General features: G+C 60.7%; 17 protein-coding genes. 12 read left to right on the top strand and 5 right to left on the bottom strand.

The genetic code is table 11. From position 1 onward, the window contains the following. Nucleotides 1-85 precede the first annotated feature (85 nt). On the top strand, nt 86-10,942 hold the full coding sequence (locus tag HMPREF2604_RS01260; RefSeq protein ID WP_011274123.1) for a non-ribosomal peptide synthetase: 10,857 nt from the start codon (nt 86-88) through the stop codon (nt 10,940-10,942). Nucleotides 10,943-10,944: 2 nt separating this feature from the next. On the opposite strand, the gene HMPREF2604_RS01255 is transcribed toward HMPREF2604_RS01260, so the two are convergent. Further along, complete coding sequence (locus HMPREF2604_RS01255; protein ID WP_224784305.1) at nt 10,945-11,931, bottom strand: alpha/beta hydrolase; 987 nt, start codon at nt 11,929-11,931, stop codon at nt 10,945-10,947. 77 nt (nt 11,932-12,008) lie between these two features. Here HMPREF2604_RS01255 and HMPREF2604_RS01250 point away from each other — a divergent pair, with 77 nt between their 5' ends. The 3 genes from HMPREF2604_RS01250 to HMPREF2604_RS01240 all read left to right on the top strand — a co-directional run bounded on the left by HMPREF2604_RS01250 (nt 12,009) and on the right by HMPREF2604_RS01240 (nt 14,847). After that, nucleotides 12,009-12,953: a methionyl-tRNA formyltransferase gene (locus tag HMPREF2604_RS01250; protein ID WP_005325328.1), complete on the top strand. Its 945-nt coding sequence runs from the start codon at nt 12,009-12,011 to the stop codon at nt 12,951-12,953. 65 nt (nt 12,954-13,018) lie between these two features. Beyond that, nucleotides 13,019-14,035 carry an iron-siderophore ABC transporter substrate-binding protein gene (locus tag HMPREF2604_RS01245; RefSeq protein WP_005291893.1) on the top strand — a complete coding sequence of 339 codons (1,017 nt, stop codon included), beginning with the start codon at nt 13,019-13,021 and terminating at the stop codon, nt 14,033-14,035. A 173-nt stretch (nt 14,036-14,208) separates the two neighbouring features. Continuing rightward, entirely contained in the window at nt 14,209-14,847 is a 639-nt protein-coding gene (locus tag HMPREF2604_RS01240) for a DedA family protein (protein WP_005325329.1), read from the top strand. A gap of 10 nt (nt 14,848-14,857) precedes the next feature. Here the strand turns inward: HMPREF2604_RS01240 and HMPREF2604_RS01235 are convergent, their stop codons facing one another. The 3 genes from HMPREF2604_RS01235 to HMPREF2604_RS01225 are packed head-to-tail and all read right to left on the bottom strand — an operon-like array spanning nt 14,858 to nt 17,903. After that, nucleotides 14,858-15,640 (bottom strand): ABC transporter ATP-binding protein, encoded by a 783-nt coding sequence (locus HMPREF2604_RS01235; RefSeq protein ID WP_019176090.1) that lies wholly within the window; start codon nt 15,638-15,640, stop codon nt 14,858-14,860. 50 nt (nt 15,641-15,690) lie between these two features. Then, complete coding sequence (locus tag HMPREF2604_RS01230; protein ID WP_005325330.1) at nt 15,691-16,785, bottom strand: FecCD family ABC transporter permease; 1,095 nt, start codon at nt 16,783-16,785, stop codon at nt 15,691-15,693. Then, nucleotides 16,785-17,903: a FecCD family ABC transporter permease gene (locus HMPREF2604_RS01225; protein ID WP_005325331.1), complete on the bottom strand. Its 1,119-nt coding sequence runs from the start codon at nt 17,901-17,903 to the stop codon at nt 16,785-16,787. Before HMPREF2604_RS01225 ends, HMPREF2604_RS01230 begins: the two co-directional genes overlap by 1 nt. A 524-nt stretch (nt 17,904-18,427) precedes the next feature. On the opposite strand from HMPREF2604_RS01225, the gene rpsH reads away from it, so the two are divergent. The 8 genes from rpsH (at nt 18,428) to HMPREF2604_RS01190 (ending at nt 22,370) form a co-directional block, all read left to right on the top strand. Beyond that, nucleotides 18,428-18,826: a 30S ribosomal protein S8 gene (rpsH, locus tag HMPREF2604_RS01220; protein ID WP_034986964.1), complete on the top strand. Its 399-nt coding sequence runs from the start codon at nt 18,428-18,430 to the stop codon at nt 18,824-18,826. Nucleotides 18,827-18,840: 14 nt separating this feature from the next. After that, a complete protein-coding gene (gene rplF / locus HMPREF2604_RS01215) occupies nt 18,841-19,377 on the top strand; it encodes a 50S ribosomal protein L6 (protein ID WP_035004244.1) in 537 nt (178 codons plus the stop codon). Continuing rightward, complete coding sequence (rplR, locus tag HMPREF2604_RS01210; RefSeq protein WP_083299141.1) at nt 19,377-19,787, top strand: 50S ribosomal protein L18; 411 nt, start codon at nt 19,377-19,379, stop codon at nt 19,785-19,787. Before rplF ends, rplR begins: the two co-directional genes overlap by 1 nt. A gap of 40 nt (nt 19,788-19,827) precedes the next feature. After that, nucleotides 19,828-20,469: a 30S ribosomal protein S5 gene (gene rpsE, locus HMPREF2604_RS01205; RefSeq protein ID WP_012359604.1), complete on the top strand. Its 642-nt coding sequence runs from the start codon at nt 19,828-19,830 to the stop codon at nt 20,467-20,469. Between the two features lie 3 nt (nt 20,470-20,472). Beyond that, complete coding sequence (rpmD, locus tag HMPREF2604_RS01200) at nt 20,473-20,613, top strand: 50S ribosomal protein L30 (RefSeq protein WP_035004239.1); 141 nt, start codon at nt 20,473-20,475, stop codon at nt 20,611-20,613. Between the two features lie 95 nt (nt 20,614-20,708). Beyond that, nucleotides 20,709-21,086: a hypothetical protein gene (locus tag HMPREF2604_RS01195; protein ID WP_070562501.1), complete on the top strand. Its 378-nt coding sequence runs from the start codon at nt 20,709-20,711 to the stop codon at nt 21,084-21,086. A 440-nt stretch (nt 21,087-21,526) separates the two neighbouring features. Next, a complete protein-coding gene (locus tag HMPREF2604_RS13430) occupies nt 21,527-22,123 on the top strand; it encodes a ParA family protein (RefSeq protein ID WP_083299140.1) in 597 nt (198 codons plus the stop codon). Nucleotides 22,124-22,133: 10 nt separating this feature from the next. Further along, nucleotides 22,134-22,370 carry a hypothetical protein gene (locus HMPREF2604_RS01190; protein WP_046095264.1) on the top strand — a complete coding sequence of 79 codons (237 nt, stop codon included), beginning with the start codon at nt 22,134-22,136 and terminating at the stop codon, nt 22,368-22,370. 83 nt (nt 22,371-22,453) lie between these two features. Here HMPREF2604_RS01190 and HMPREF2604_RS01185 read toward each other — a convergent pair. Beyond that, nucleotides 22,454-25,733 (bottom strand): ATP-dependent DNA helicase (locus HMPREF2604_RS01185; RefSeq protein WP_070562497.1); only part of this gene is annotated, 3,280 nt, incomplete at its 5' end.

Genomic DNA, 25,733 nt, shown 5'->3' with positions numbered 1-25,733 from the left:
CTCCGCTTGAGGTTGGCTGACACCTAGCCCGACGTCCGCCATCCGCGTCTGATTCCCTGTTTCCCCATCAACCGAAAGGCTCTTTGTGCCCACCCGATCGTCTGCTCACACTCCGTTTTCCTCTGGCGATACGCTTGCTTCTCGAGATGGCGGCGCCGTCATCGGTCATGGCCGCAGTGAACAGGATCGGATCGCCCAGCAGCGCATATGGAATGACACGGATCAGGATCGCGATCGCCCGGACCTGATTAGCCTGCTCCTGCAGCATGCGCAGGAGACCCCGGATGCGCTCGCAGTGGTGGATGACCGGCACAGACTGACCTATGCGCAGCTCGTCGCCCATGCAACTGCTGTAGCGCGAAATTTGCGGGAACACGGTATTGACGCTGGTCAGAGTGTGGGAATCTCCCTGCCGCGCAGCGCGGAGATGGTGGTGGGTATCGTCGCCACGTTGCTCGCCGGTGGCAGTTTTGTCCCGCTAGACCCCTCGTGGCCGCAGGCGCGCCGGGAATCCGTCACCCACGATGCCAGCCTGAGCTTCGTACTCACGCCGGACAACTGCGCGCTCACCGAAGACGCGCTATTCGACCTCGATGCCACCCGCGAGCTGTTCACCCCGCCGTCCACGGACAGCGTTGCGTACGTCATCTTTACCTCTGGCAGCACCGGCCGCCCAAAGGGCGCAATGATCCGCCACGGTGCGATCGTGGAGCGCTTGCTCTGGCAGCGCGATCAGATCCTGTTCTTCGGCCGCGATGATGCCTCCCTGTTCAAGGCACCGCTGGCCTTTGATATCTCCATCAATGAGATCTTCCTGCCGCTGGTTTGCGGGGGCCGCGTGGTGGTGGCCGCGCCGGGCGTGGAGCAAGACCCCCAACGCTTGGCCCGCCTCATCCATCGCGAGGGCGTGACGTTTGCGTATCTGGTTTCGAGTGTTCTCGACGTCATGCTCAAACAGGCCGAAGGCACGAATCTATTAGACAGCTTGCGGCATGTCTGGTGTGGCGGAGAGATGCTCACCCAGGCGCTGTTCCGTCGCTTTCGCCAGCAGCTGGCCATCCCGCTGTACCACGGGTACGGGCCAGCGGAAGCTACCATCGGTGTCTCCCACGTCATCTACCGTGACGACGAGGATCGCCTCAACACGAGCATCGGTGTGGCCAATCCCAACTGTCGGCTCTATGTGCTCGATGAGCACCTGCGGGTGGTTCCAGACCAAGAAATTGGTGAACTCTATGTGGCCGGATTCCTGCTGGCCAAGGGGTATATCAATGCCCCAGGACTCACGGCCAGCCGCTTTGTTGCGGATGTGTTTGCGTCGGACGGAACCCGGATGTACCGCACGGGAGACCTGGTGCGCCGGCACAACGACGGCTCGCTGGAATTCGTGGGGCGGGCCGATAATCAGGTGAAAATCCGTGGCATGCGTCTGGAGTTGGAGGACGTGGAATCTGCGCTGGTGGGACACCCAGATGTGGAGGCGGCGAGCGTGATTGCTCGGGAGGGGCGACTGCTGGGCTACGTGACGGTGACTGCGGGCCTCGTGGGTGCTGCGATCCGTAGTTGGTGTGCCGAGGTACTGCCCGAATACATGGTGCCCGCGATTATCACCGTCATGGATGAGTTGCCGCGGACGGCCAACGGAAAAGTGGATCGGAAGGCACTGCCGGAACCTGATTGGAGCTCGCTCACTGATGCCCCGGCCGATGCTGAACGTGACGGGGAAACCGTTGCTCTGCTCGCGGAGGCAATGGCTGAAGCATTGGGGGTTAGCGCGGTGGGTGCGGAGACGGACTTCTTCGATATCGGTGGCGATAGCCTGCGGGCCATCACCCTGGTCTCGGCTCTGGGACGGCGCGGGGTGGAGGTGAGTGTGGGAGATATTTTCTCTGCGCGCACTCCACAGCAACTGGCTCGGTGCGCCGAAGAGCGCGGAACCTTCGTGCAGGATCCAGACGATGAACCAACCGGTGAGGTGCAGTCGCTGCCGATTCTGCGCTGGTTCGATTCCATTACTGATCACGTGGACGGCTTCATTCAGTCCGTGGAGTTTTCAGTTCCAGAAGATGTGGATGCGCAGCTGGCCGGGCGAATGGTGGCTGACGTGCTGCAGGCGCACCCTGCACTGCGGGCCCGTGTGCAGCGGAATCCCTTGCGGCTGGAACTCCCGGAGGAATCTGCCGAAGAAGCGGTGGCGATCCACCCCACCACGGACATCGCTGCGCTTTCTGAACTGCTGGATCCGGCAGTCGGAGTGGTGGTAGCGGCTGGGCTGGTGCCCGGAAGATTGCGCCTTGTGGTGCATCACCTGGTGGTCGATGGCGTGTCATGGAACATTATCGGCGAGGACCTCGCCGCGGCGTATCGCGGGGAACAGCTCGCGCCGGAGCGGACGTCCCTGCGCCGATGGACGCAGCTGCTGCAACAGGCCGTTGATACTGGCGAATTCGCGGAGGATGCCAATAGTTCCCTGCCCCCATTGCCGAGTGCAGATGAACCTCTGCGGGACCCGCAGGTGCCAGCGCTTGCTGATAGTCCCGAGAAAGCGCCCACAGTCCGTGAGGAGCGCAGCGTGGTACATGAGGCATCAGTGCAGATCACGGACGAATTACTGGGTGCGGTGCCCCACGCTTTCCGCACGGGGGCGAATTCCGTATTGCTTACGGCATTGAGCGTGGCGTTGGCGCGTTGGCGTCGAAACAAACAAACATGGACCCTGGTGGAGATGGAGGGGCACGGCCGCGAAACCCGATTCGTACCCGGGCCACAGGGCAGGGAAGCAGACCTTTCACGCACGGTGGGCTGGTTCACCTGCCTATATCCCATGCTGATCGACCCCACCCGGGCGGCAGTGCAGGAGGCCTCCACAGAGGTCGAGGGCAGCATCGCCCCGCTAGCGCTGGCACTCAACGCAGTGAAAGACCAGCTCGCGGCCATCCCCGGCAACGGCGTTCCTTACCAGGCCCACACCTGGTTGCATCAGTCCGCGAAGACCCCTCCGCAGGCACAGGTGCTGTTCAACTACTTGGGGCGCGTATCCGCAGGAGCACAAGATTTCGCTCCCGCGGGTTCCACCGGCCAACTCGGCGAGCAACGCGACCCGGACCAGCCGTTGGTCCGCGAGCTGGAGTTCAACGCGATCGCCGAAGACACCGGCGAGGGATACGTCCTGCGCACCACGATCTCCTGGGCGCGCGGCAGGATCTCCCCCGAACGGATCGACGAATTGGTCGCGCACTGGGATGTGGCATTGCGCGAGGTGGCAGCGCTTGCCGATCACGGCGTGTTGTCCGTGGGCGACGTTGCCCCCGCACCCGTGAACTCTGCGGACCTGGCACGAATCACTGCGCAGAGCTCCGCGGAGCTGCAGGACGTGCTGCCGCTGACCCCGCTGCAGCACGGCATGTACTTCCACTCGCTATTCGAGGAATCGGCCAGCTCGTATGTGGAGCAACAGGTCTTGCGGGTGGAATGCAGCGAACCGTTTGACCGGGAGCGATTCGCCCGCGCTGCGCGTAATTTGATCCGACGCCACCCCGCACTGAGCACCCGCCCTTGGGAAACTGACGGTGGCGATGTGGTTGCCGTGATTGATCCGGGGATTGCCGAGCATTTGCGGGTGGACTTTCGGGACGTGACGGTGCCTGCCGAGTTGGCTGGGCCTGGATTAGACGGGTGGCTCGTGCAGCGTACGGAAGAGATTGCCGCTGATGACCTCTCGCGGGGAATCTCCTTGCAGCCGCCCGGTGATGCCGCGCCCGAGCCGCTCATGCGATGGACCGTTGTGCTCCCGACCAGTGTCGATGGTGCGGTGTGTGGCCAGGACATCGCCGTGATCCAGACGGTGCATCACCTGATCGCCGACGGATGGTCCGTGCCCATCATGCTGCGGGATCTCCTGGAGATCTACCGGGATGACGATGCCCGAATCCCGCGCTACGACCCGGACGCCGGAATGGCCGGCAGCGTGCGATGGGTGGCGCGCAGAGACGCGGAAGCCGATATGTCCGTCTGGCGCGAGGAAATGCGCGAGGTACGCCCCACGGTGCTGTGCCCTAATCCTTCGAGTTCGCTCGAGCGCCGGGAGTTGCTGGTAGACGATCCGCGGACTGTTGGCTTGTCTGAGCGTGCTCGGGCAGCGGGTGTGGGCCTGCCGGATGTGGTGCACGCGGCGTGGGGGCTGGTCCTTCGCACCTTGGTGGGCTGCGAACCTGGGGCTGACGTGGTGTTTGCCACTTCCGTTTCCGGCCGTGACATTCCCGTTCTTGGCGTGGCCGATGCCGTGGGCATGCAGCTCAACACCATCCCGGTGGTCGCGCCGGGGCAATCTGATCCCACCCTGCCGGTGACCAGCATGCTGCACGCCATGGTCCATCACAACAATCAGGTCCGCGATGTGCAGCACGTCAGCCTGGCTGATATTGCCCGCGACCTGGGAACCAACGCCAGCGAACTGCTGGATACGTTGATGGTGGTGGAGGTGCCGCTATCTCCACAGGACGTGGGCTGCCCCGGCTCGCCACTACAGGTTGCTGACGTGCGCAACAATGGCGCGCCGCACTTTCCCCTGTCCGTCGTGGTCAACCCTTCCGCTGAGCACCCACTGCGCCTGATCTACGATCCGCAGCGAATCACCGAGGTACGTGCCGAAAGGATCGCGCAGATGCTCGCGGTGAGTGTGGATTCTTTGCTGTCTGAATCCGGTGCGGTGGCGACCGTGGGTGAGGTTGCAGAGGCGTTGGGTGCGGTATCTGGTGTGGACACGCTTCCTTCTTTGTGGCGACGCAGCTTCGAGCACTCCCGCGACCGGCCCGCCCTGACCAGCATCGGAGAAGACGGTGCTGCGGAGCATTGGACCTACGAAGAACTAGACGACGCCGCTCAGCGTATACGCGCTGTGCTGGACCGGAAGGTTGCCATCCACACCCCGAGAGTAGCCCTGCTCATGGAGCGCGATGCGTGGCAGGTTGCGGCCATTCTGGCGACCACGATGTCCGCCGGCACCTACGTTCCCGTGGATCCGTTGTCCCCGCAAGCGCGGGTGGAATTGATCCTGGAGGATTGCCAGCCCGATGCCGTGCTGGTGTCTCCCAGCGCGGAAAAAATGGTCTCTGAGCTGGTAGATTGTCCCGTCCTCGTGGTCAGTGAACAGACGATGAGCGGGGAAGCGAAGCCGCCTGCGGGCCGGTCGGCAAGCGTGGCCCGTGCCAATGACATCGCCTACGTGATCTACACCTCCGGCTCCACAGGGCGGCCGAAGGGCGTGGCCGTCACACACGCCAACGTGACCGCGATGCTGGGCAATGCTCGCAGCCACGTGGAGTTTTCGCAGGAGGACGTGTGGTCGATCAGCCACAGCTTCGCCTTTGACTTTTCGGTGTGGGAGATGTGGGCAGCGCTGAGCTCCGGCGGGCGTGCCGTGGTGATGCCGTATGCGCTGATGCGCTCGCCCGAGGATGCCGCAGAGGTGTTGCGTGCCGAAGCCATCACGGTGCTGAGCCAGACCCCAACCGCCTTTGCCGCGTTGGAGCCGCACCTCGGGCAGGACTCTGCGGTGCGCACGGTGATCTTCGGCGGCGAGGCCTTGGAGGCCCGCGCGGAGGCTGCCTACTGCAGTGCTCATCCGAATGTTCGGTTTATCAACATGTATGGCATCACGGAGACGACAGTGCACGTCACAGCACACGAATGCTCCGAGAATGCAGGGGAGGCCCGCAGCCCGATCGGCCGCCCGATGGACGGGTTGCGTACCTATGTTCTGGACGCGCAATTACAGCCGGTGCAGCCTGGAGAGACCGGCATGATGTACGTTGCCGGGCCGCAGGTCACCGCGGGTTATTGGGGGCTTGCTTCTACCACGGCCTCCCGCTTCGTGGCCGATCCTTTCGTTGGCGGCGGCGCGCGGATGTACTGCAGCAATGACATGGCAAAGGTGCTGAACAACGGTCATCTGGATTACGTGGGCCGCGCCGATAGGCAGGTGCAGCTGCGCGGTTATCGCGTGGAGCTGGGGGAGATCGAGAGCGCGCTGGAGAAGGTCAGCGGTGTGCGGGAGGCCACCGTGGTGGTCGTCGATCTGCCCGAAGGCCAGGTGCCGGGTGCGTTGTTGATTACGGATTCTCGTGCCGACGCAAAGGCGATCACCTCCCGAGCTGCCGCAGCGGCCCGAGACGCGCTCCCTGCCTACATGGTTCCGCAGCTATTCGCGGTGAGTACGCAGGTGCCGCAGACCATCAATGGCAAGCGGGATGAGCGCGCGATCCTGGACCTTCTGGGTGAGATTCCTGCTGCTCAGCAGGCTTCGGGCACCTCGGATCTGGTGGAGGCGATCTCGCAGGCAATTGCTGATGCACTTCGCTTGGACCGCGCCGAGGTGGAGCCGGACTCGGACTTCTTCCGCTTAGGTGGAGACAGTATTCTTGCCATCCGCGTTACTCACGCGCTGGCGCGCGCTGATCTCAACGTGACTCCGCGGGACTTCTTCTTGGGCCGCACGCCACGCAAGATTGCCGAGCGGGTCACGCCGCAGGCCACCCAGCAGAAAATCCAGGAAACAAGGCAGAGCCAGGAAGAAGCCCTGCCCAAGGACGGGCACCAGGAGATCTCGGGGGCTTTCCCCATCCCGGCGATGCTGCGCAGGCAGATGGAAAGAGGCATGAGCGACCGCTTTGTGCAGGCGCGCCGCTTGGATCTGGGGCCAGTCGCTGTGGAGGACTTGGAACAGGCCCTGCAGCAGGTAGCGCAGGCACATCCGATGCTTCGTACGCGCGTGGACACCAGTTCTGCGTTCGCGCACTTTGTTGGTGCCGAGGGAGACGGCCCTATGGTTGTGCGGGCTTTGGACGTGGATGCATTGATCGATCACATCGATATTGCTGCTGGTCGTAGCGTGGTGCTCGGGTGTGTGGATGGGTACGTCAAGGCCGTTGCTCATCACGCGGTGATCGATAGCGCCAGTTGGATGATTCTGGAAGACGATCTGCGCGATGCGCTCGCAGGGCGCAGGATTCTCTCCGGGCAGGCGAGCTACAAGGATCTTTGCCTGCAAGAACTGCACGATGCTCACACCGCAGCAGCTCAGGATGCCCTGCACTGGAGTGAACTGGCTACGCTGCCACGGCCCGTCGAGGACTCGAACCAGTGGAGTACGGATCATGTGAGCACGCTCGAAGTGAACATTGACGGACAGACCGCGCAGGTCCTGCAGAGCGTTGCACCCGACGTGATGGGTGTGGACGTTCAGGACCTCGTGGCAGGACTGGTGACCGTCGCGGTGGCTCGAACAATGGGCACGGACGCGCGGAGCTGGGCCGTGGACGTAGAAGGCCACGGACGTCCGGCTGATCATTCCTATGGTCGAACCCTCGGATGGTTTACCACCATCGCGCCGGTGGAAATCCCGTTGGCTGATCCAGCGGATGCAGCACGTGCCGCAGCGGAAATGCGCGCGCTCCACGAGGACGGCACAGCCCCGGACCGCCGCACTTATCAGGCACTGCGATACACACACCCGCAAGGGCAGCGAACCCTGGCCCATGGGGCACAGATCCTGGTCAACTACCTCGGACGGGGAGAGACTGGCGCTGTCCTCCACGCGCCGGGCGATGCCGCCTGCCAGTGGACGGATTACCTGGTGGAGGCCGATGTGTGGTCTAGCGAGCGGGCCGTAAGCATGGAGCTGTCCGTGGTGAATGCGGTGATTTCCGCCGAGCGTTTGCGCAGCGCCATCGGCGAGGTTGCTCGCGAGTTGCAGGAGCACGTCAGCCGCGAGCAATCCTCAGGACGCCGCGCTCCGCTGAGCGTGCTGCAGCGCGGAATCTGGTTCCAGTCACAGGTGGCAGCACCGGGTGCCTACGTTGCACAGACTGCGTTGACGTTTGACCGGAGACTGGATGCCGAGGCCGTGGTGGAAGCCTTCCGGGACACAGTGACCGTGCATCCAGCCATGGGCGCGGAGTTCCACACCGATGCTTCCGGCCAACCCGTGCAGAACTTGCCGTGGAGTGGACAGGGCATTGACCTCCCCGTCGAGACCACCGAAGGGGATCTCGAGGCGATCATGCACGCTGATCGCAGCGCGGGCATCGATCTCGCATCCGTGCCGCTGGCGAAGGCAACCATCGTCACCGGCCGAAGTGACGGACAGCCTGGCGACACGCTGCTTCTTACCTACCACCTGGTTCTGGTCGATGGTTGGTCGCGTGCAGTGATGCTGCAAACCTTCCTCGAGAGGCTGACGTTGAGGTCCGGCCAGGCCCGCACGCAGGGTGCGGGAGAGTTGGTTCCTCGCGGTTGTTCTATTGCTGACGCCCTGCTCGAGTCCGTTGACACTCGCAAAGAGCAGGCAGATAGCGACTATTGGGTACATCGCCTAGAGACGTTGTCTCAGCCCACGCTCGTTGCCCCGCAGGCCGCGGATATCTCTTCAGAGCACGCTGGTAGCGAGTTGCCTCGCCAGGTGTTTGCCGAGGTCAGCGAGCAGCTGACCGGCGCACTGCAGGAAAAGATCCGGGCGCAGGCCGTGACGTTGACCTCCGTGGTCAACGCAGCCGTGGCCGTGGCCTTGGGTGCTGTCACAGGGGATTCGGATGTGGTGTTTGGTCAGTCTGTCAGTGGCCGCGATGCCTTGAGCGACCCCGCCATGTCTGATGTGGTGGGAGTGCTGCTCAACACAGTGCCAGTGCGAGTGACAGCTCGGCCCGGCCAGAGCATAGAAGAACTGGTCCAGGATGTTTATCGCCAGCGCATCGAGGATATGGACCACGATTCCGCGGACCTCGGCGCCATCCAGCGGCAGCTGGGGGTAGGCACGCTGTTCGATTCCATGGTGGTGGTGCAGAACTTCCTCGATCCGCAGGCAGCAGCGGAACTTCGGGAACGCCACGGGGTTGTGGAGGAGCGCGCGGAAGATTCCACGCACTTCCCTCTGACCTGGGTATTCACTCCGGGGCCGAAGCTGGGCATCAAGCTGGAATTCCGCCACGACGTGGTGGACGAGTCCCTCGCACATTCCGTGCTCAAGGCCGCGACCGAAGTCCTGACCGCGTTTGTGGACACACCAGAGGTCCCGCTCGCTCAGCTGGCCCAGTTGGCGCCAGCCCGAGCGGAGGATTCTTCCCCGCAAAGCACGACGGAGCAGATGGCTTCCTGGCAGAAGGCCGAAGGCATTGACCGCACCATTGCAGATGAGCTCAAGGACACCGCCCAGCGCTTCCCAGATCGCATCGCGCTAGCGGATGACGCACAGCAGTGGACGTTCGGTGAGCTGATTGCTCGCTGTTCCGACATTGCGGAAAAGATCAAGAATTGCGGCGTGACCAGCGGCGATACTGTCGCCATTGCGGTGGAGCGCTCCGCGCATTCGGTGGTGGCTCTGCTGGGAGCCCTGTGGGCAGGGGTGCGCTACGCGCCGCTTGATCTGACGCACCCCGATGGGCGGCTCCGGGTCCTCGTGGAGGACAGCCAGCCCGCAGCCGCGCTGGTGGACTCGAGTTCTCGGGAGCGCATGGAGCGGATCGGTGCGCTTCCTTGCGTCGACGTCACCACTGCCGATTCCCACGCCACCACCCACACGCCTGCGGCGGTGCCCGGGGACGATGCCTACCTGATGTACACCTCCGGATCGACCGGCAAGCCCAAGGGCGTGGTGATCAAGCATCGCGGGCTGCACAACATGCTGGACAATCACCGGCGCAAGATCTTCGCCCCAGCTGCTGCCGATGGGCGGACGTTGCGGATCGCGCATGCCATCAGCTTCGCCTTCGATATGTCGTGGGAAGAGCTGTTTTGGCTGGTGGAAGGCCACGAGGTGCGGATCTTCTCCGAGGATTTGCGACGCGATGCTGCGGCCATGGTTGAGGCCATTCGCGCGCATCAGGTGGATGTCATCAACGTCACCCCGACCGTTGCCGAGCAGCTGCTCGCGGAGGGGATGCTGGAATCCGGCGCGCATCGCCCGCGGCTGGTGCTCTTGGGCGGCGAGGCTGTCTCGCACGGCGTGTGGGAGACCTTGCGAAAGGCCGATGACGTGCGCGGATACAACCTCTATGGACCCACCGAGTACACCATCAACGCCCTGGGTGCTGGCACGGATGAGAGCGCCACGCCCGTGATCGGAATGCCGGTGGATCGCACGGCGGCGTTCGTTTTGGACCCGTGGTTGCGCCCCGTTCCTACAGGAGCGCCGGGTGAGCTCTACCTCGCGGGCAGCGGCTTAGCGCAGGAGTATCATGGGCTCGCGGCGCGCACCGCCAGCTCCATGGTCGCCTGCCCGTGGGGCGCCCCGGGTGAGCGGATGTATCGCACGGGAGACATCGTCCGCGTGCGTGCGGATGGCATGTTCGAGTACCTCGGACGCAGCGACGATCAGGTGAAAATTCGTGGTCACCGCGTGGATCCCGGCGACGTCTCGGCCGCCGTGTCCCGCGGCGTTGATCCCCGCATCCTCCACTGCGTGACCGTTCCTGTTCGTATATCCGACGCCACACTCCTGGCCTGTCACCTCGTGGCCCCACAACTGCGCGATGCGGACCAGGGGGAGCGGCAGAGTTTCCTGACTGGCGTGCGTAATGCATTGCGCGAGGAACTGCCCAGCTACATGATCCCGGATCGATGGTCGATCGTGGATGAGTTGCCGGTGACGTCGAATGGAAAGACCGACCTTGCTGCACTGGGTGAGGGAGAAAGGATCACGGAGAAGGGCCGCGAACCGGCGAACGAAACCGAGGAGATCACGGCGGAGCTGTTTGCCGAATCGCTAGATATTGAGCCCGAGGACGTGCCGGTGGATGCTGATTACTTTGACATGGGTGGGCACTCCATGGCGGTCATCAAGCTCTGCGCACTGCTGCGTGGAGAGCTGGGAGTGGAGGTTGGCGTGCGCGAATTCTACGGTCTGCGGACAGTCGAGCGCGTGGCGGAGTTTGTGGAGGCGCGCTCGTAGATTCAGCCCAGCAATTCGGCGAGTGCCGGGATGATCCCGTGGCGCCACATCGCAGGGTCGTGGCCACCGGGCGTGCGGTGATTGGTGGTGGGAAAGCCGCGGCGTGTCAGGGCATCGGCCACTGCATCCACGTGTCGTTGCATGGGCGGCTCTTCTGCACCGCACGTCAGTACGATGCGTGCCAGACCGGAGCCACTGTGAGCCGCAGGATTTTCGAGTGAGGGGCCAGTGAGCTGTGCGGCAATGTCGCCTCCTGCGGGCCCGTCCGAGAGCGTGTCCGCGAGCTCTGCAGAACGGTCAGCGGACCACCAGACGGCAGGGGACTGGGCGATGGCTCCTTTGATTGCAGGCGTGGTTTCGGTGGAAGCCGTAAGAGCTGCGCGCAGGGCGGAGAGACCGCCGAAGCTTTGCCCCACCAGGACTATGTGGCTGCTGTTGATGATCGGCGGAAGCTCGGTGGCCAGTGCGCTGGCGAATGTTTGGGAGGTGTACTCCTCGCTGCGGTCTTTGGCTGCCGGCAGGAAGACGCGGTTGATCTGGGGGATAAGCCCTGCCGTGACTGCCCGGTCCAGTGCGCCCGTGAGGTCATGCAGATGGATCCAGTCATCGCCATCCAAAAACACCACGGTGGTATCCGCACCGCGGTCATCGAGGCGCGCGGTGCAGCGCCTGCCGAATACCTTCCGGTCGATGGACAGGCGTGCGCCGGGCAAGTCCGCGATGACTTCTGGGGAGCGAGGCGGCCAGAGTGTCTGGTCCACAGAATCGCCGCTCAATAGGCTCGCCTGTGGGCCTGCGCCGTGTGCGTTATGTGGATCGGGATATTTCAGCTCGCCGGATTGAAAGCTATAGGTCACTGCTGAGTGCGCCGGGATGCGCACATCGACGGTGGACATCGATTCGGTGAGCTCGACGTTCGAGCGGTAGGGGTCCGGGAAAACGAGGGCTTCCGCATCCGCGGGCACCGAGATTCGGTGAAGGGTGGTCACGTCCGGGGAGTCTGGCATGAAAATTGCGCCACTTTCATCATTGACTACATAGGTAAACCTAAGCTAACATCCCCTGCATGCGAGTTGCTGTTTTCGGCTATCAGTCGTGGGGACACCGGACGTTGTCTGCGGTCATCAATGCTGGTCATGAAGTAGTTTTGGTAGTTACGCACCCTGCCAGCGATCACCCTTATGAGCAAATGTGGGCAGACTCCGTTGAGGAGCTCGCCAGCGAACATGAGCTCCAGGTGTGTGTCACTGAGCGCGTGGGTCAAGACGTCATTGAGGCGTTGCGCGATGCTGCACCAGACATCATCGTGGCCAACAATTGGCGAACCTGGCTTCCTCCCGAGGTTTTCAGCCTGGCCAAGCACGGCGCATTGAATGTCCACGATGGTCTCCTGCCCGAGTACGCCGGATTTTCGCCCATCCTGTGGGCGCTGTTGAACCGGGAAACTCACGTGGGCGTCACTGTGCACGAGATGGATGAAGTGCTGGACGGCGGACCCATCGTTGCCCAGCGCGCGATCCCCGTGGGTCCGCAGGACACCACCACGGATCTCGTGGCCAAGACCATCGACCTCATCGAGCCCCTCGTGGAACGCGCATTGAGTGACGTCGCCCAAGGCACCGCCACTGCGCAACCTCAAGATCCCACCCGCGCTACGTACTTCCACAAGCGCGGCGAGCAGGAATCTCGCATAGATTTCACCCAACCTGCGGAAGATATCGCCTTGCTGGTCAGGGCGCAGTCCGACCCGTACCCCAATGCTTACTTTGAATTCCGAGGCCAGCGCGTCCGCGTGCTTTCCGCGCACGTCTCGCAGGGCCGCTTCGGCGGAACCCCCGGCCGAGTCACCATCCCTCACGAGGGAGGAATCGCGGTGGTCTGTGGATCGCCCCGTGCCAACGTGCCGGCGCCGGCGATTGTTCTGGATCGTGTTCGTCTCGACGACAACTCGGAACTGACCGCCACCGAATTCTTTGGACATAGGGCTGGATATATCCAACCAAAGGTTTGACCTTTCCCTTTTGTGTACGGGCCACGCCTCGCGCGGAAATCCGTCACCAGTAACAACGGAGAAAAATGACACTCAAGAAGATTCTCGTTAGCACCGCTGCTGTGCTGACCTTGGGCGCGGCACTGACCGCTTGCTCGACTGATGACCAGTCCGGAAATTCCGGGGACTCCCAGGCAGTCAACGCCGAGCAGGGCGCATTCCCCACCACCATCGAGCACCGCTACGGCTCCACCGAAATCAAGGAAGCCCCGCAGCGCGTGGTCTCCTTGGGCTACACGGATCAGGACGCACTGCTGGCGCTGGGAGTTACTCCTGTCTCCGTGAAGTACTGGGACGGAATGACCCCGGATGGTCAGGCTGCGGGCAACTGGTCCAATGACAAGATCGAGGGCGACACTCCTCGGATCGACAAGGACACAGAAGTCAACGCGGAAGCCATCGCCAAGGACAATCCAGACCTCATCGTGGCCGTGTACTCGGACATCGATGAAGACACGTACAAGAAGCTGTCTGAGATCGCCCCTGTCGTCGTACAAAAGGGCGAATACGAAGAACTACAGCAACCATGGGACGTGACCACGGAAGAGATCGGGCAGGCCGTGGGCAAGCCTGAAGAGGCAAAGCGCCAGGTGGAGCAGGTCAAGGAGAAGTTCGCAGAGCTCAAGGGCCGCCACCCAGAATGGGCCGAAAAGGAACTCGGCGTGGCCACTGTCTCCGACGAGAGCCTGGCTGTCTTTGCCGAGGGCGATCCGCGTAGCCGCTTCTTCACCGAGCTGGGATTCAAGATCAACCCGGCCTACGCGGGCATCACCAAGGACAAGTTCTACGGTGAGGTCTCCAAGGAAAACGCAGACCAGATCAACTCTGACGTGCTGGTGTGGGATCAACTGTCTTACTCTCCGAAGCAGAGCAAGGCTTCTGTGACCGAGGATCCGATCGTGGGCAAGCTGCCCGCCGTGAAGGACGGACACAGTGTCTACCTGGAAGGCGACCTGGAAAAGGCCTTCGGATGGCAGACCGTGCTGAGCCTGAACTACCTGCTGGACAAGATCGAGCAGCCGTTGGCAGACGCCACGAAGTAGTCTGAATCAACTGCCGAACCGCCCCGCATGAACGTGCTGGGGCGGTTTTGCTGTTGCTGGCTAGGGGACGGGCACTCATGGGGATAACGGATGCACGCTAGGGGCGAGCTGCCTGTATTCCGGTCAGAAACCGGGGTAAGAATAGACCAGTTGTTTTCTAGAAGGGATTCCCTGTGCACTTAAGCGACCTCATGGACGCCACCACCCTGCTCCAGAACTTTGGCGGCTGGGCGCTCGGCGGCATTGCGCTGATTATCTTTATTGAATCCGGCGTGCTCTTCCCGTTCCTCCCCGGCGATTCCATGCTGGTCACCGCGGCAATCTTGCGCGATCAGCTGGGCTTGAACGTTCCGATTCTGGTGGGCGTGGCCATCGTCGCGGCGTTCTTGGGCGACCAGGTAGGTTTCTGGCTCGGCCACCGCTTTGGCCGCAAGTTGTTTAAGCCCGACGCCAAGATCCTCATAACCGAGCACCTCGAACAAGCCGAGGCTTTCTTCCTGAAGTACGGGCCGTTGGCTCTGGTACTGGGGCGCTTCATCCCGATCGTGCGTACCTACATTCCCGTGGCCGCTGGTACCGCGGAGATGCCGTACAAGAAGTTCGTGGGATGGAACGTCACGGGTGCAGTGCTGTGGATTGTCAGCATGGTCGGCATTGGCGTGCTGCTGGGGGATATCCCGGGCATTGCGGATCGCATCGACATGATCGCCATCGTCATCGTGCTGGTGTCTGTGACTCCGGTGGTGATTTCCGCGATGATCAACTGGCGGAAGTCCAAGAAGACTCCCGCCCAGGAGCTGATGGAGGACTAAGCCCTGATCGTCACTTGGGGACGATCAGCGGACCGCCGGTGACAGGATCCTCGATGACTAGCGCGTTGAGGGCAAACGCCTCGAGCAGTAGCTCTGGGGTAATGACCTCGCTGGGACGCCCGGTGGCGAGGACCTGTCCATCCTTCATCACCACGAGATTATCGCTGTAGCGTACAGCCAAGTTGAGATCGTGCAGCACCATCACCACAGTCCGATCCAGCTCTCGGCGTAGACGCTGCACCAGCTCCAAAATCTCTACCGACGTGGCCAGATCCAGGTAGGTGGTGGGCTCGTCCAGGAACAGGATGTCCGTGTTCTGCGCAAGAACCATGGAGATCCACACACGCTGCCGCTGCCCTCCGGACAGAGAATCCAGGGTGCGCTCCGCCAGCCCCATCGAGCCAGTCATTTCCAGCGCCTTGTGCACCTCGGCTTCGTCCGTGGACGACCACTGACGGATCCACGATTGGTGTGGGTGCCGACCGCGCGAGACGAGATCAGCCACGTTGAGTCCCTCCGGGGCGGTAGGGGTTTGTGGCAGCACGCTGATGGTCCGTGCGAGGTCCTTGCGCCTGATGGATGAGATATCGGCGCCGTCTAACAGCACTTCGCCCTCATTCGCCGGAAGGAGACGAGACATGGCTCGCAACAACGTGGATTTGCCGCAGCCATTGGGGCCGATGATTGTGGTGATCTGCCCGCGAGGAAAGTCCACGTCCAAGCCTTCGATGACCGTCCGGTCGCCGTAGCCCACGGCGAGGCCGCGTGCGCTCATGCTGTGCTTCTGAGTCATGTGTCCTTCTTTGTTCGCGGCACTGCTAACTTCCAGGGTGGGATCTTTTCTCATGCCGTGGTTGACCTATTCCGTTGGACCAGCAAATAAATAAGGAACGCACCGCCGATTGCCGAGGTGAGAATGCCCACCGGCAGCTCTACGGGCAGAAGAGTTTGGGTGCTGATATCTGCCAGCAGGAGTAGCGCAGCGCCGGTCAGCGCAGAGGCCAGAAGCGGTGGTGCAGAGCAGTTGCACAAGCGCAGCGCCACCTGTGGGGCCACGAAGGCGACGAACCCGATGGGGCCAGCGGCCGAGACCGCCACTGCTGCCAAAGCCACGGCAGCGGCGAGCAGAAGCACCTGCACACCCTGGACGTTTTGTCCCAAAGCCCGTGCAGTATCCGAGCCCAGCAAGGTGGCTAAAAGTTGGTGACCAATCCAGGCCAGCAGCGGTGTAAACACCAACACAACAATGGCGATGGGCCACATCTTGGACCAGTCCGCAGTGCTCAGGGAGCCAGTAAGCCAGAACTGCGCGGCCGCGGCATCGCGCAACTCCGTGCGGATCATCAGGAAGTTGATATACGAGGTCAACAGAGCAGAGATGATGATGCCGAACAGCACTAGCCGGAAGGAATCAGTCGATCTCCTCCACGCCAGAGCCCACATCACCGTTGCGGTGACAGCCGCACCAAGCACCGCGGCCAAGGGAATGCCGATGCTGCTGAGCCAGCCGAGGAAACCACCAGCGCCACCACCCAGAGTGATGACGGTGACCGCGGCCGCGGACGCGCCCGTAGTGAAGCCCAAGATATCCGGGCTGGCCAGCGCATTGCGAGTCACGGACTGAGTGAGGGCTCCGGATAATCCCAGCGCACAGCCCACCAGAATGGCCGTCAGCGCACGAGGCATGCGCCAATCCAAAACCACCAGACGCTCAATGCGGGTGCCCTGGCCGGTGAACAGCACCTCCAGCACACGAGCCGGGGACACAGGATAGTCACCCAGGCCGATGGAGACCGCCGCTAGCAAGACGATCGCCACGAGCAGCAATAGAGACACCGTCAACGCGCGAGGGCGCCAGACCACAGAAAATGAGCCCACGCGGAATGGCGGGCGCCCAGGGATAGTGGAAGAGGTAGGGCGGGCAAGGAGGGAACTCATTAAATGGCCACCACCCGGCGTCGATAAATAAGGGCGATGAAGAACGGCGCGCCCACGAACGCGAGGATGATGCCTACTTGCAACTCGCCCGGACGAGCGATCAGACGGCCCACCACGTCTGCGAACAGCATCATCACCGCACCCGTCAGGGCAGAGTAAGGGAGGATCCAGCGGTAATCAGGGCCCGTGATGGCGCGCACGAGGTGCGGGACCACCAGGCCGATGAAGGTGATGGGGCCGGCGGCAGCTGTCGCGGCACCGGCCAGCAGTGCGATCAGAGCCATGCCAATCAGGCGGGCGCGCTGGGTGTTGATGCCCAGTCCGGAGGCGATGTCATCGCCCAGATTCAGGAGGTTTAGCTGCGGTGCCGTGATGAACGCCAGCAGGAGGCCCACCAGGATAAACGGCAGCACGCCGTAGAACACGGTGAGATCCCGGCCCGCGATGGAGCCGACGGTCCAGAAGCGCATGCGATCCAGATTGGCATCGTCAGTGAGGATAAAACCGCTGATGATGGCGCTGAGGACCGCGGACAAAGCCGCGCCGCCGAGGACCAGCGTCATTGGATTGGCCTGTCCTCCTCCTATGGACGCCAAACTAAACACCAACGCAGTAGCAGCGATGGCCCCACCGAACGCCCACATGCTGGTAGCCCACACGGACGTCACACCCAGCAAGGAGAAGCTGGCAACCACGGCCAGGGACGCACCGTAGTTGATGCCGAGAATGCCCGTGTCCGCGAGAGGGTTGCGCGTGTGCCCTTGGATCAATGCACCGGAGGCGCCAAGGGCAGCACCGGCGACTAGGCCCAACAGGGTGCGGGGAATGCGGAGCTCGACGATCACGCGCTGATCCACATTCAGCCCCTCCGCGTGGCCGAACGCCGTGCCGAGATCGCGGAACACGGCGGACACTTCTCCAAAAGGGATCTGCCGTGATCCAAACACGATGCTGGCAACGATGCTGGCGAGCAATAGGAGGAAAAGGACGCCGAGGCCGACGAGGCGACGCGGGATTTTACCTGATGGAGCGCTGGCAGAAGCGTCCGCAGTAGCGTCCGCGCGAGACCCCAGGTGTGATTGAGAAGGGGATTGCGCATGCGGGGTAGAGATAGCCATGCATCCCTCCTTGACGCGTGAAAGTCCATGATCTTAACGGGAGCAATCTTATGTGAACAAGGTAAGCCTAATCAAAGTACTACAAGGAGGGATTGTGGAGCTGTGCAGGTGAGTGTGTGAGCCAGCAGGTGCGGCTAGTGAGGTCGGTCGGCCCTGAATGGCGCCGACCCTACACCTCAGCTCTATGCTTCTGAGCAGGGATTTGGACATGTTTTAGCTGGTTGCTAGGCTAGTCAGGTCTTGCCGTAGGTAGGTACCCCCATGTTCTTTTTTTCGACGCTAACGCGTCAAAATCCCGGGAATGCCACATGACCTGCGGAAAGAGTCTCCCGCTACAAGGGAGAAAAACTGTACATCCACTTTGTTACAGGCCCCTCGCCCGAAGCGGCCGCACGGATAAAGGCAGCGAGCACCCCTAACTACTGAGTTAGGCGGAGCGTGAGTAGCCAGCGATCGTGCGGTACACGCGATTCATCAAGGGTGAGCACGGGAACCGTAACGAAAAAGGCAACAGGTCACTTCACATGACCATGACTGATCCGATTGCGGACATGTTGTCACGAGTGCGCAACGCAAACAATGCGTTCCACGACACCGTGTCTATGCCATCCTCCAAGATCAAGGCCAACATCGCCGAAATCTTGAAGCAGGAAGGCTACATCGCCGACTACTCCGTTAACGACGAGACCGTCGGCAAGACCCTGGAGCTTAACCTGAAGTACGGCCCATCTCGCGAGCGTTCCATCGCTGGCGTGCGTCGTGTTTCCAAGCCGGGTCTGCGCGTTTACGCAAAGTCCACTAATCTGCCAAAGGTTCTCGGTGGCCTGGGCGTGGCTATTATCTCCACGTCCCAGGGTCTGCTGACTGACCGTGAGGCCAACAACAAGGGCGTGGGCGGAGAAGTCCTCGCCTACGTCTGGTAAGAGGAGGTTTAACCATGTCTCGTATTGGCAAGGCACCGGTGACCGTCCCCTCTGGCGTCACCGTCACCATCAACGGCCAGAACGTTGAAGTCAAGGGTCCTAAGGGCACCCTGGCTGAAGAGATTCCGGCACCAATCACCGTGGCTCAGGAAGGCGAAGAACTCGTCGTCTCCCGCCCCGATGACCGCCGCAAGAACCGTTCCCTGCACGGCCTGTCCCGCTCCCTGATCAACAACATGGTCGTGGGCGTTACTACTGGCTACACCATCAAGATGGAAATCTTCGGTGTGGGTTACCGTGTGCAGCTCAAGGGCCAGAACCTGGAGTTCGCACTGGGCTACTCTCACCCAGTCCTGATTGAGGCGCCTGAGGGCATCAAGTTTGCCGTCGACGGAAACACCAAGTTCTCCATCGAAGGCATCAACAAGCAGCAGGTTGGACAGATCGCCGCTAACATCCGCCGTCTGCGGAAGGATGACCCATACAAGGGTAAGGGCATCCGTTACGAAGGCGAGCAGGTCCGTCGCAAGGATGGAAAGACGGGTAAGTAATGAGCAACAACGCAACGAACAAGGAAGGCCAGCGTTTGCCGGTGGGCAAGGACATCTCCACCCGCCGTCGCAACGCTCGCGCACGTCGCCACTTCCGTATCCGCAAGACCCTGTCCGGCACCCCAGAGACTCCACGTCTCGTTGTGCACCGTACCTCTCGTCACATGCACGTTCAGGTCATCGACGACACCGTCGGTCACACCCTGTGCACTGCGTCCACCCTCGAAGCAGAGGTCCGTGGAGTCGAGGGCGACAAGAAGGCACGTGGCGCCAAGGTTGGCGAACTGATCGCACAGCGTGCGAAGGAAGCTGGCATCGAGGCAGTCGTCTTCGACCGCGCTGGCTACCAGTACCACGGCCGCGTCGCCGCTCTGGCTGACGCCGCCCGCGAAGGTGGTCTGAAGTTCTAATGACCACCAACACCATGAACTCCAACGGAAGGAACGCGTGATGTCGGAACGTGACCGTAACGGCGGACGCTCCGCCGATAACAACCGCAACGATCGCAACGAGCGCGGCGGCCGCAACGACCGCGGTGGCCGTAACGATCGTCGCAACAACCAGCAGGACGAGCGCAACCAGTACATCGAGCGCGTCGTCACCATCAACCGTGTGTCCAAGGTCGTCAAGGGTGGTCGTCGCTTCAGCTTCACCGCTCTGGTGATCGTGGGTGACGGCCAGGGCATGGTCGGTGTCGGCTACGGCAAGGCCAAGGAAGTCCCGGCTGCTATCCAGAAGGGTGCCGAGGAAGCTCGCAAGAACTTCTTCCGTGTCCCGATGATCAACGGCACCATCACCCACCCGGTGCAGGGCGAGGCCGCAGCAGGCGTCGTCATGCTGCGTCCGGCTGCACCAGGTACCGGTGTTATCGCCGGTGGCGCAGCCCGCCCGGTGCTGGAGTGCGCTGGCGTCCAGGACATTCTCTGCAAGTCGCTCGGCTCGCCGAACGCCATCAACGTTGTTCACGCAACGGTGGCCGGCCTCAAGGAGCTCGTGCGCCCAGAAGAGGTCGCCGCACGTCGTGGCAAGAGCCTCGAAGAGGTTGCTCCGGCAGCCATGCTGCGCGCTCGTGCTGCAGGACAGGGGGCATAACCCATGGCACTGAAGATCCGTCAGATCAAGGGCACTGTTGGTAGGAAGCAGAACCAGCGTGACACGCTGCGTTCCCTCGGCCTGAAGCGCATCGGTCAGGAGATCATCCGCGAAGACAACGCTGTCACCCGCGGCATACTCTAAATAATCTTTCGGGAACCTTACATTAAACAGTCTTTCCCCATAGGCTGCGATATAGGAGTAGAAAACTCCCGGAAGTTGAAAGGAGACTTTGCAAAATGGACAATCTCGTCAATGAATTCCCTTCCGAAGACAATCCGTTCGTCAACGTGGGAAAGGAAGTTCGCAGTAAATGGGTACCAGTCATGGGTAACCATGATGATGCTGGCGATGGAAGCAATCTGGCTCGTCAAATGGCCTACGCAGGCGAAGCCCTAAAACAAGACCATTCAGGAAACGTATACTGGACTGCCCAAGGGCTCCACGCATCTGATGGAACAATCGTTGCGCGCAATCTGGGGCAAGCTGCCCAACTACTGGTTGAAACCGGTTGGGTATCCGACACCGGGATTCACTGGCAACTGTTCGCCAACACTTCTGAAGAAGAACGAACCAGCACCCTTAAGGCTGCGGCCAAGAAGCTTGGCTTCTGCTAGCTCTATACAATTTTCGGCAGATAACCCAGACGAACCCCTAGAGCTAGCCACCAGCTTCAAAGAGCGGCTGGAAGGCGCTCAATAAAAGGAAACTCCCCAGTGCTTCTCGTCGTTGGAAGCACTGGGGAGAAGCCACCTGCGGGGGTGCGGGAGTCGTGGCTTTTTGTTTTCCTTCCGTCCGACTATGCGCCGGGGGAGGTGCGCTGCGGACACCCAAAACCATACCGCCTTACAACGCGCCCGCAACCGGAATATCCCTCAGCAAGTGGATAGCTTTAAATTTCGAGATGCGCATATATGCATATGTGCATATCAGTACATGCGCATAAAGTGATTTTTAGTTCAGCTCTCTACTTAATGGTTTCCCTCCACATAGCATGATATACACACATGCGCATGTCGCTACCTGGAGAGATCTTCTCTAAATCTATTCTTGCTTTATGACTCGAGTAATTTCCGTGATTCAGTCGAAGGGCGGGACAGGGAAGACCACACTTTCGATAATGCTCGCAGAGGCAATTCGGAAGATGGGTTATACGGTTGCAGTCGCAGACGGCGACCCCCAGCAATCTGCCACCCGATGGGCGAGCAGAGTAAAGGATTTTCCATTTCCCATCGAATCTGTCCGCAGTTCAAATGATTTCCCTGGAGTAGTCAGGAGAGGGAACAATCCGGACTTTCTTATAGTCGACACCCCTCCAGGTGGTTTAGCTTTCATAACCGAAAGCGCCGAGGCTGCCGATTTAGTCCTTCTTCCAACTGGTGTTTCCCCGATGGATATTGATCGAACGCAGGTCACACTTTCTTGGCTAATAGAAATGGGGATACCAACAGCAGTTGTTCTGTCGAATGTCGACAGAAGGGAAAAACTTCTAGATGAAGTCCATGCCGAACTGGAGGGTGATGAAACTGCAGCGCTTGCTGAAACAGTCATCCCAACGAGGGCGGCTACACGTCGCGCTTTCGGAACAAAGCCCAGTAGTACGAAGGTTTGGGATTCTTTGGCTCGAGAAGTAGTCGCAGCATTTGAGGATTAAGGGGTAGGCAATGGCAATTCCAAAGGCTAAAAATAAGGCGCGGGAAGAATCGTCTGGAAATAAGTCGGAGGTCTCGCCTTCAACAAAGATGTTCGCCCAAGCTAACGATAAAGCGACACGCCTTCAGTTGTACGTCCGCGATCGGCAATTGATTAAAGAGCTCAAACTCGCCGCAGTGGAAGAAGAGAAGAGTATCTCCCAACTTTTTGAAGAGTGGGCAACACGATGGCTCGAGGAAAGAAGCTAACTATCTGGTGTATATACCTACATACACATATGCGGATATAGGTATATACACATATGCGCTCTAGTGCTTTTACCTCGCTGTTTCTAGAGCTCTGGGCCTTGTTCTTCTTCAAGGTCGTCAGCAGGTGCTTGTTCGTCAGTGGTATCGCTGTCGCTGGTAACGCTTTGTTGCTCGCCACCTAGGCCGAGGCTGGCGAGGAAGTCGAGGCTTGCTTGTGCGCCCTGGTGCAGATCGCCGGCGTCTTCGTCCTGGGTGTTGTCGGTGTTGTCGGCTTCTGGGGTGGTCTCAGGTGCTGATGGTTCTTCTTCCACCTCGTTGTAGGAGGTGTCTGGCTCGTCATAGTCAGTGGTGTCGTGCTCGTAGGCGGCGGCGATGGTGTCTGCCATCATGTCGCGGATGGTGTCTTGGGCGGATTCGTCTATGCCGAGGCGGCGTAGTTCGTAGGTGCGTTGTGCGGCCAGGAGGTTTACTTCATCGGCGATATAGCCTGCATGGTCGGCAACATCGTTCGGGATTTCTTCTTCGCGCAAGCGGGTAGCGATGTCGGCGCGGTCGGCCCAGTCCATTTTCTCGCGGCGGATAGTATCGAGGCGTTGTTGCAGCCTATCGGTGTGTTCGCTGTCGTACTGTTGGGCTGCGTGGAGGCGCTTGTCCCATTCTTCGTGGTCCTCGGCGCGGTAGCAGATTTCCTCCCACAATCGTGCCTCCGGAAGGTTAGCGCCGGTGTCTTCAATGGCCTGCTGCGCTAGGCTGCGGCGCTGTTGCGCCTGTTCAAGACGCTTGTGCGCATGGTCTATGCGCTGTTGGTAGGTGCCATAGCCTGCCGCGTCGTGGTCATAAGCCCGCTCGGCTACCGGGCGGGTGTAATCATCAGCCAGTAGGCGTTGGTGCTCAATGTCTGCCAGGGCAGCTTCTTCTTCACGCAAGGCGGAACTGTGGTCTGCCATGGCCTGCTCATAGGCGCGAATACGCGCAGCATCAAGACGCACCTGCTGGAAGTTAGCCTTTACCTCGTTAAGGGCTGCGTCTTTGTCTTCGTAGAGGCGAGTAGTAATACTTGCTTCCTGCCAAGTGAGCGATTCCACCTTGGAACGAGCAAAGCGTGCGTGCTCTGCCAGCACAGTTTGGTTGAGCTGGTTAAGGTTTCCTTCCTTTCCAGTAAGGCGAGCAGTTTCCGCGCGATCGTAAGGGTTGTGGGTGCGAAGCCACGTATCGAGTTCTATATCTGCATGCCTGGATACAGGTGGTAGTTGGTTGCGTTTGCCCGTATCAAGCTGGCGAAGCTGTTCATCTAGGCGGTAGCGGATAAGGCGTGCCGGATCGTGGGCGTTGTCAATATCGCGGGTCGCCGCGTCCATGACGGTGCGCGGGTCAATGCCCGCGTCAATGAGTTTTGCCCAGCCGTGGCGGATAGGTTCTGTGCCGTCATCGCTGGTTTCAATCTTTTGAGCAAGGTCACCGGGCAGGGTGTCGATCCAGTCGGGTAGGTAAGCGTCGATGAAGTCGTTGGTGGCCTCATCTTTGCCCATAAGCCATAGGCTCATCATGCGATCGGGTGAGGTCTGCTCGTCTACGACGTCGGCTATGACCTCGCGTGCAGCCTTTGGGCTGTTATCGCGCGAGATTGCCTTATTAAAGACGTCCCTGACACTGGGGGCTTGGCGTATTCCTTGGTAGTGGTAGTGGCCTTCTTCGGCCAGTTCATCTAGCTGGTGTTCGGTAACAGCATAGATGTGGTTGGCGATTTTGCCGCGTGTAAGTGCCACATACAGCCCTGCTCTATCCACGTGGTGGTCGATTACCGCGCGGGTGCAGTCCACGGTGCTGCCCTGGGCGCGGTGGACAGTAGCGGCATAGCCTAGCTGCACATTGTCGTGGACGTAGTCTGCTGGCAGGCACAGGGTCTCACCGGTTGCTGTGTTGCGGGCGGTGATACTGCCGTTGTCGGCAATGGCGGTGACTGTCATAAGGGTGCCGTTGTTGATACGGGTACTCGTAGCAGTCTCATCGTCGTAGAACGTCTGGTTTTTGCGCGCCAGAATCGTATCGCCGACACCGGCTTGTTCACCTCTAGAAAGCTGAGCTTCCACGGTGGTGTCAACCTCACCGTGGGCGATGTAGTGGGCGCGGATTGTCTCGTTGAGTTCTGCCACATCGCGGTTGGTAGCAGCAATGAGAAGGCTGGTTTTACCGCTAGAAATATCAGCCAGGTAGTCTGCTGCGGCTTTACCTAGCATGTCGCTGCGTGCGCCACCATTGACCCAACCACGCTCTGTATAGAAGTCGAAGGTAGAAGAATCTCCGTCACGCAAACGCAAGCTGGTGGCGGATTGTTCACGGTCTCCGCCGAAGCGCACGACTTCGGAGAGTTGATTATCCGTGCGGCCAGAAGCGTTGACCATTGCTCCGAAAAGTCCGCCGTTTTCGACCGCGCCGAGCTGTTTATGGTCACCGATAAAGCGCACGACTGCGCCTGCTTCCTCGGCAATGTCTAACAGCGAGCCGATGTTAGGGGTCGAGGCCATGCCGGCCTCGTCGACGATGATCATATCGCCCGCGTTAATAGAAACCGGAAGGTCTTTAAGACTATGGCCGGGCTTTGTCGGGTGGTTACCACGCCAGGTGTAGGTGAGTTTGTCGATGGTAAAAGCATCAAAACCTAAGTCTTTCGACAACACCTCTGCCGCCTGGGCAGACGGGGCCAGACCAATCACGTTGCGGCCTTCATTGGCCCACACGTTGGCAACCAGACGCATAGATGCAGTCTTGCCAGTACCTGCCGGGCCTACGCCGGTAGCGGCGAGTGTGCCGCAGGTAAGGAGGTAGCGGGCCATGGATTCCTGCCCTGCGTTAAGGCGGAACCCAGCCTCTGCTTCGTGTTCATCCAGTGCTTTATCAATCGCTGCAGATGGTGCGAATGCGGCCACCGGTTCGTTGAGTGCGCCCAGTGCTTTGTCTTCGGTATCGAGGATGTCCTGGGTGGTATAAAGCTCGCTATCAGCGCGGGCATCCCGGGCCTTTCCAGCCGAGTTCTTCAGGGCTTCGGGCAGTTCCAGGACGTCGAAATCATTCAAGGAAATGGCCTTATCGCGAACAATTGCTTCCACCACAGTGGCGTGGATAAGGTCGCGCTCGGAAAGAGAATCGAAGCGATAGCCTTGGAGTTTTCCACCCGCAGCAGTCGCTACATGCGAGGCGCGAAAGTAAGAACGACGTCTGACAACGGTGTCTAAAACCTCGTCGATAAGACCTGAAAGGTGGTCCTCGGAACGAAAGACTGGACGCTCATCACGTCCAGAATCTGCGGCAAGTTGGGCGATGGCAGCGAGTTCCTCTGCCCCAGTATCACGCGCGGAGACTTCC

The sequence above is a fragment of the Corynebacterium sp. HMSC055A01 genome (assembly GCF_001809405.1).
GTDB classification, from domain to species: Bacteria; Actinomycetota; Actinomycetes; order Mycobacteriales; family Mycobacteriaceae; genus Corynebacterium; species Corynebacterium hesseae.
Note: the sequence above shows the minus strand (reverse complement) of the source record. Positions and strands in the feature narration are given on the sequence as shown.

Bases quoted from the DNA above. Each gene is read 5' to 3' on its own strand.
- HMPREF2604_RS01250 (WP_005325328.1), top strand. From the start codon at position 12,009: ATGCGAGTTGCTGTTTTCGGCTATCAGTCGTGGGGACACCGGACGTTG.
- HMPREF2604_RS01245 (WP_005291893.1), top strand. From the start codon at position 13,019: ATGACACTCAAGAAGATTCTCGTTAGCACCGCTGCTGTGCTGACCTTG.
- HMPREF2604_RS01235 (WP_019176090.1), bottom strand. From the start codon at position 15,640: ATGACTCAGAAGCACAGCATGAGCGCACGCGGCCTCGCCGTGGGCTAC.
- HMPREF2604_RS01230 (WP_005325330.1), bottom strand. From the start codon at position 16,785: ATGAGTTCCCTCCTTGCCCGCCCTACCTCTTCCACTATCCCTGGGCGC.
- HMPREF2604_RS01225 (WP_005325331.1), bottom strand. From the start codon at position 17,903: ATGGCTATCTCTACCCCGCATGCGCAATCCCCTTCTCAATCACACCTG.
- rpsH (WP_034986964.1), top strand. From the start codon at position 18,428: ATGACCATGACTGATCCGATTGCGGACATGTTGTCACGAGTGCGCAAC.
- rplF (WP_035004244.1), top strand. From the start codon at position 18,841: ATGTCTCGTATTGGCAAGGCACCGGTGACCGTCCCCTCTGGCGTCACC.
- rplR (WP_083299141.1), top strand. From the start codon at position 19,377: ATGAGCAACAACGCAACGAACAAGGAAGGCCAGCGTTTGCCGGTGGGC.
- rpsE (WP_012359604.1), top strand. From the start codon at position 19,828: ATGTCGGAACGTGACCGTAACGGCGGACGCTCCGCCGATAACAACCGC.
- rpmD (WP_035004239.1), top strand. From the start codon at position 20,473: ATGGCACTGAAGATCCGTCAGATCAAGGGCACTGTTGGTAGGAAGCAG.
- HMPREF2604_RS01195 (WP_070562501.1), top strand. From the start codon at position 20,709: ATGGACAATCTCGTCAATGAATTCCCTTCCGAAGACAATCCGTTCGTC.
- HMPREF2604_RS13430 (WP_083299140.1), top strand. From the start codon at position 21,527: ATGACTCGAGTAATTTCCGTGATTCAGTCGAAGGGCGGGACAGGGAAG.
- HMPREF2604_RS01190 (WP_046095264.1), top strand. From the start codon at position 22,134: ATGGCAATTCCAAAGGCTAAAAATAAGGCGCGGGAAGAATCGTCTGGA.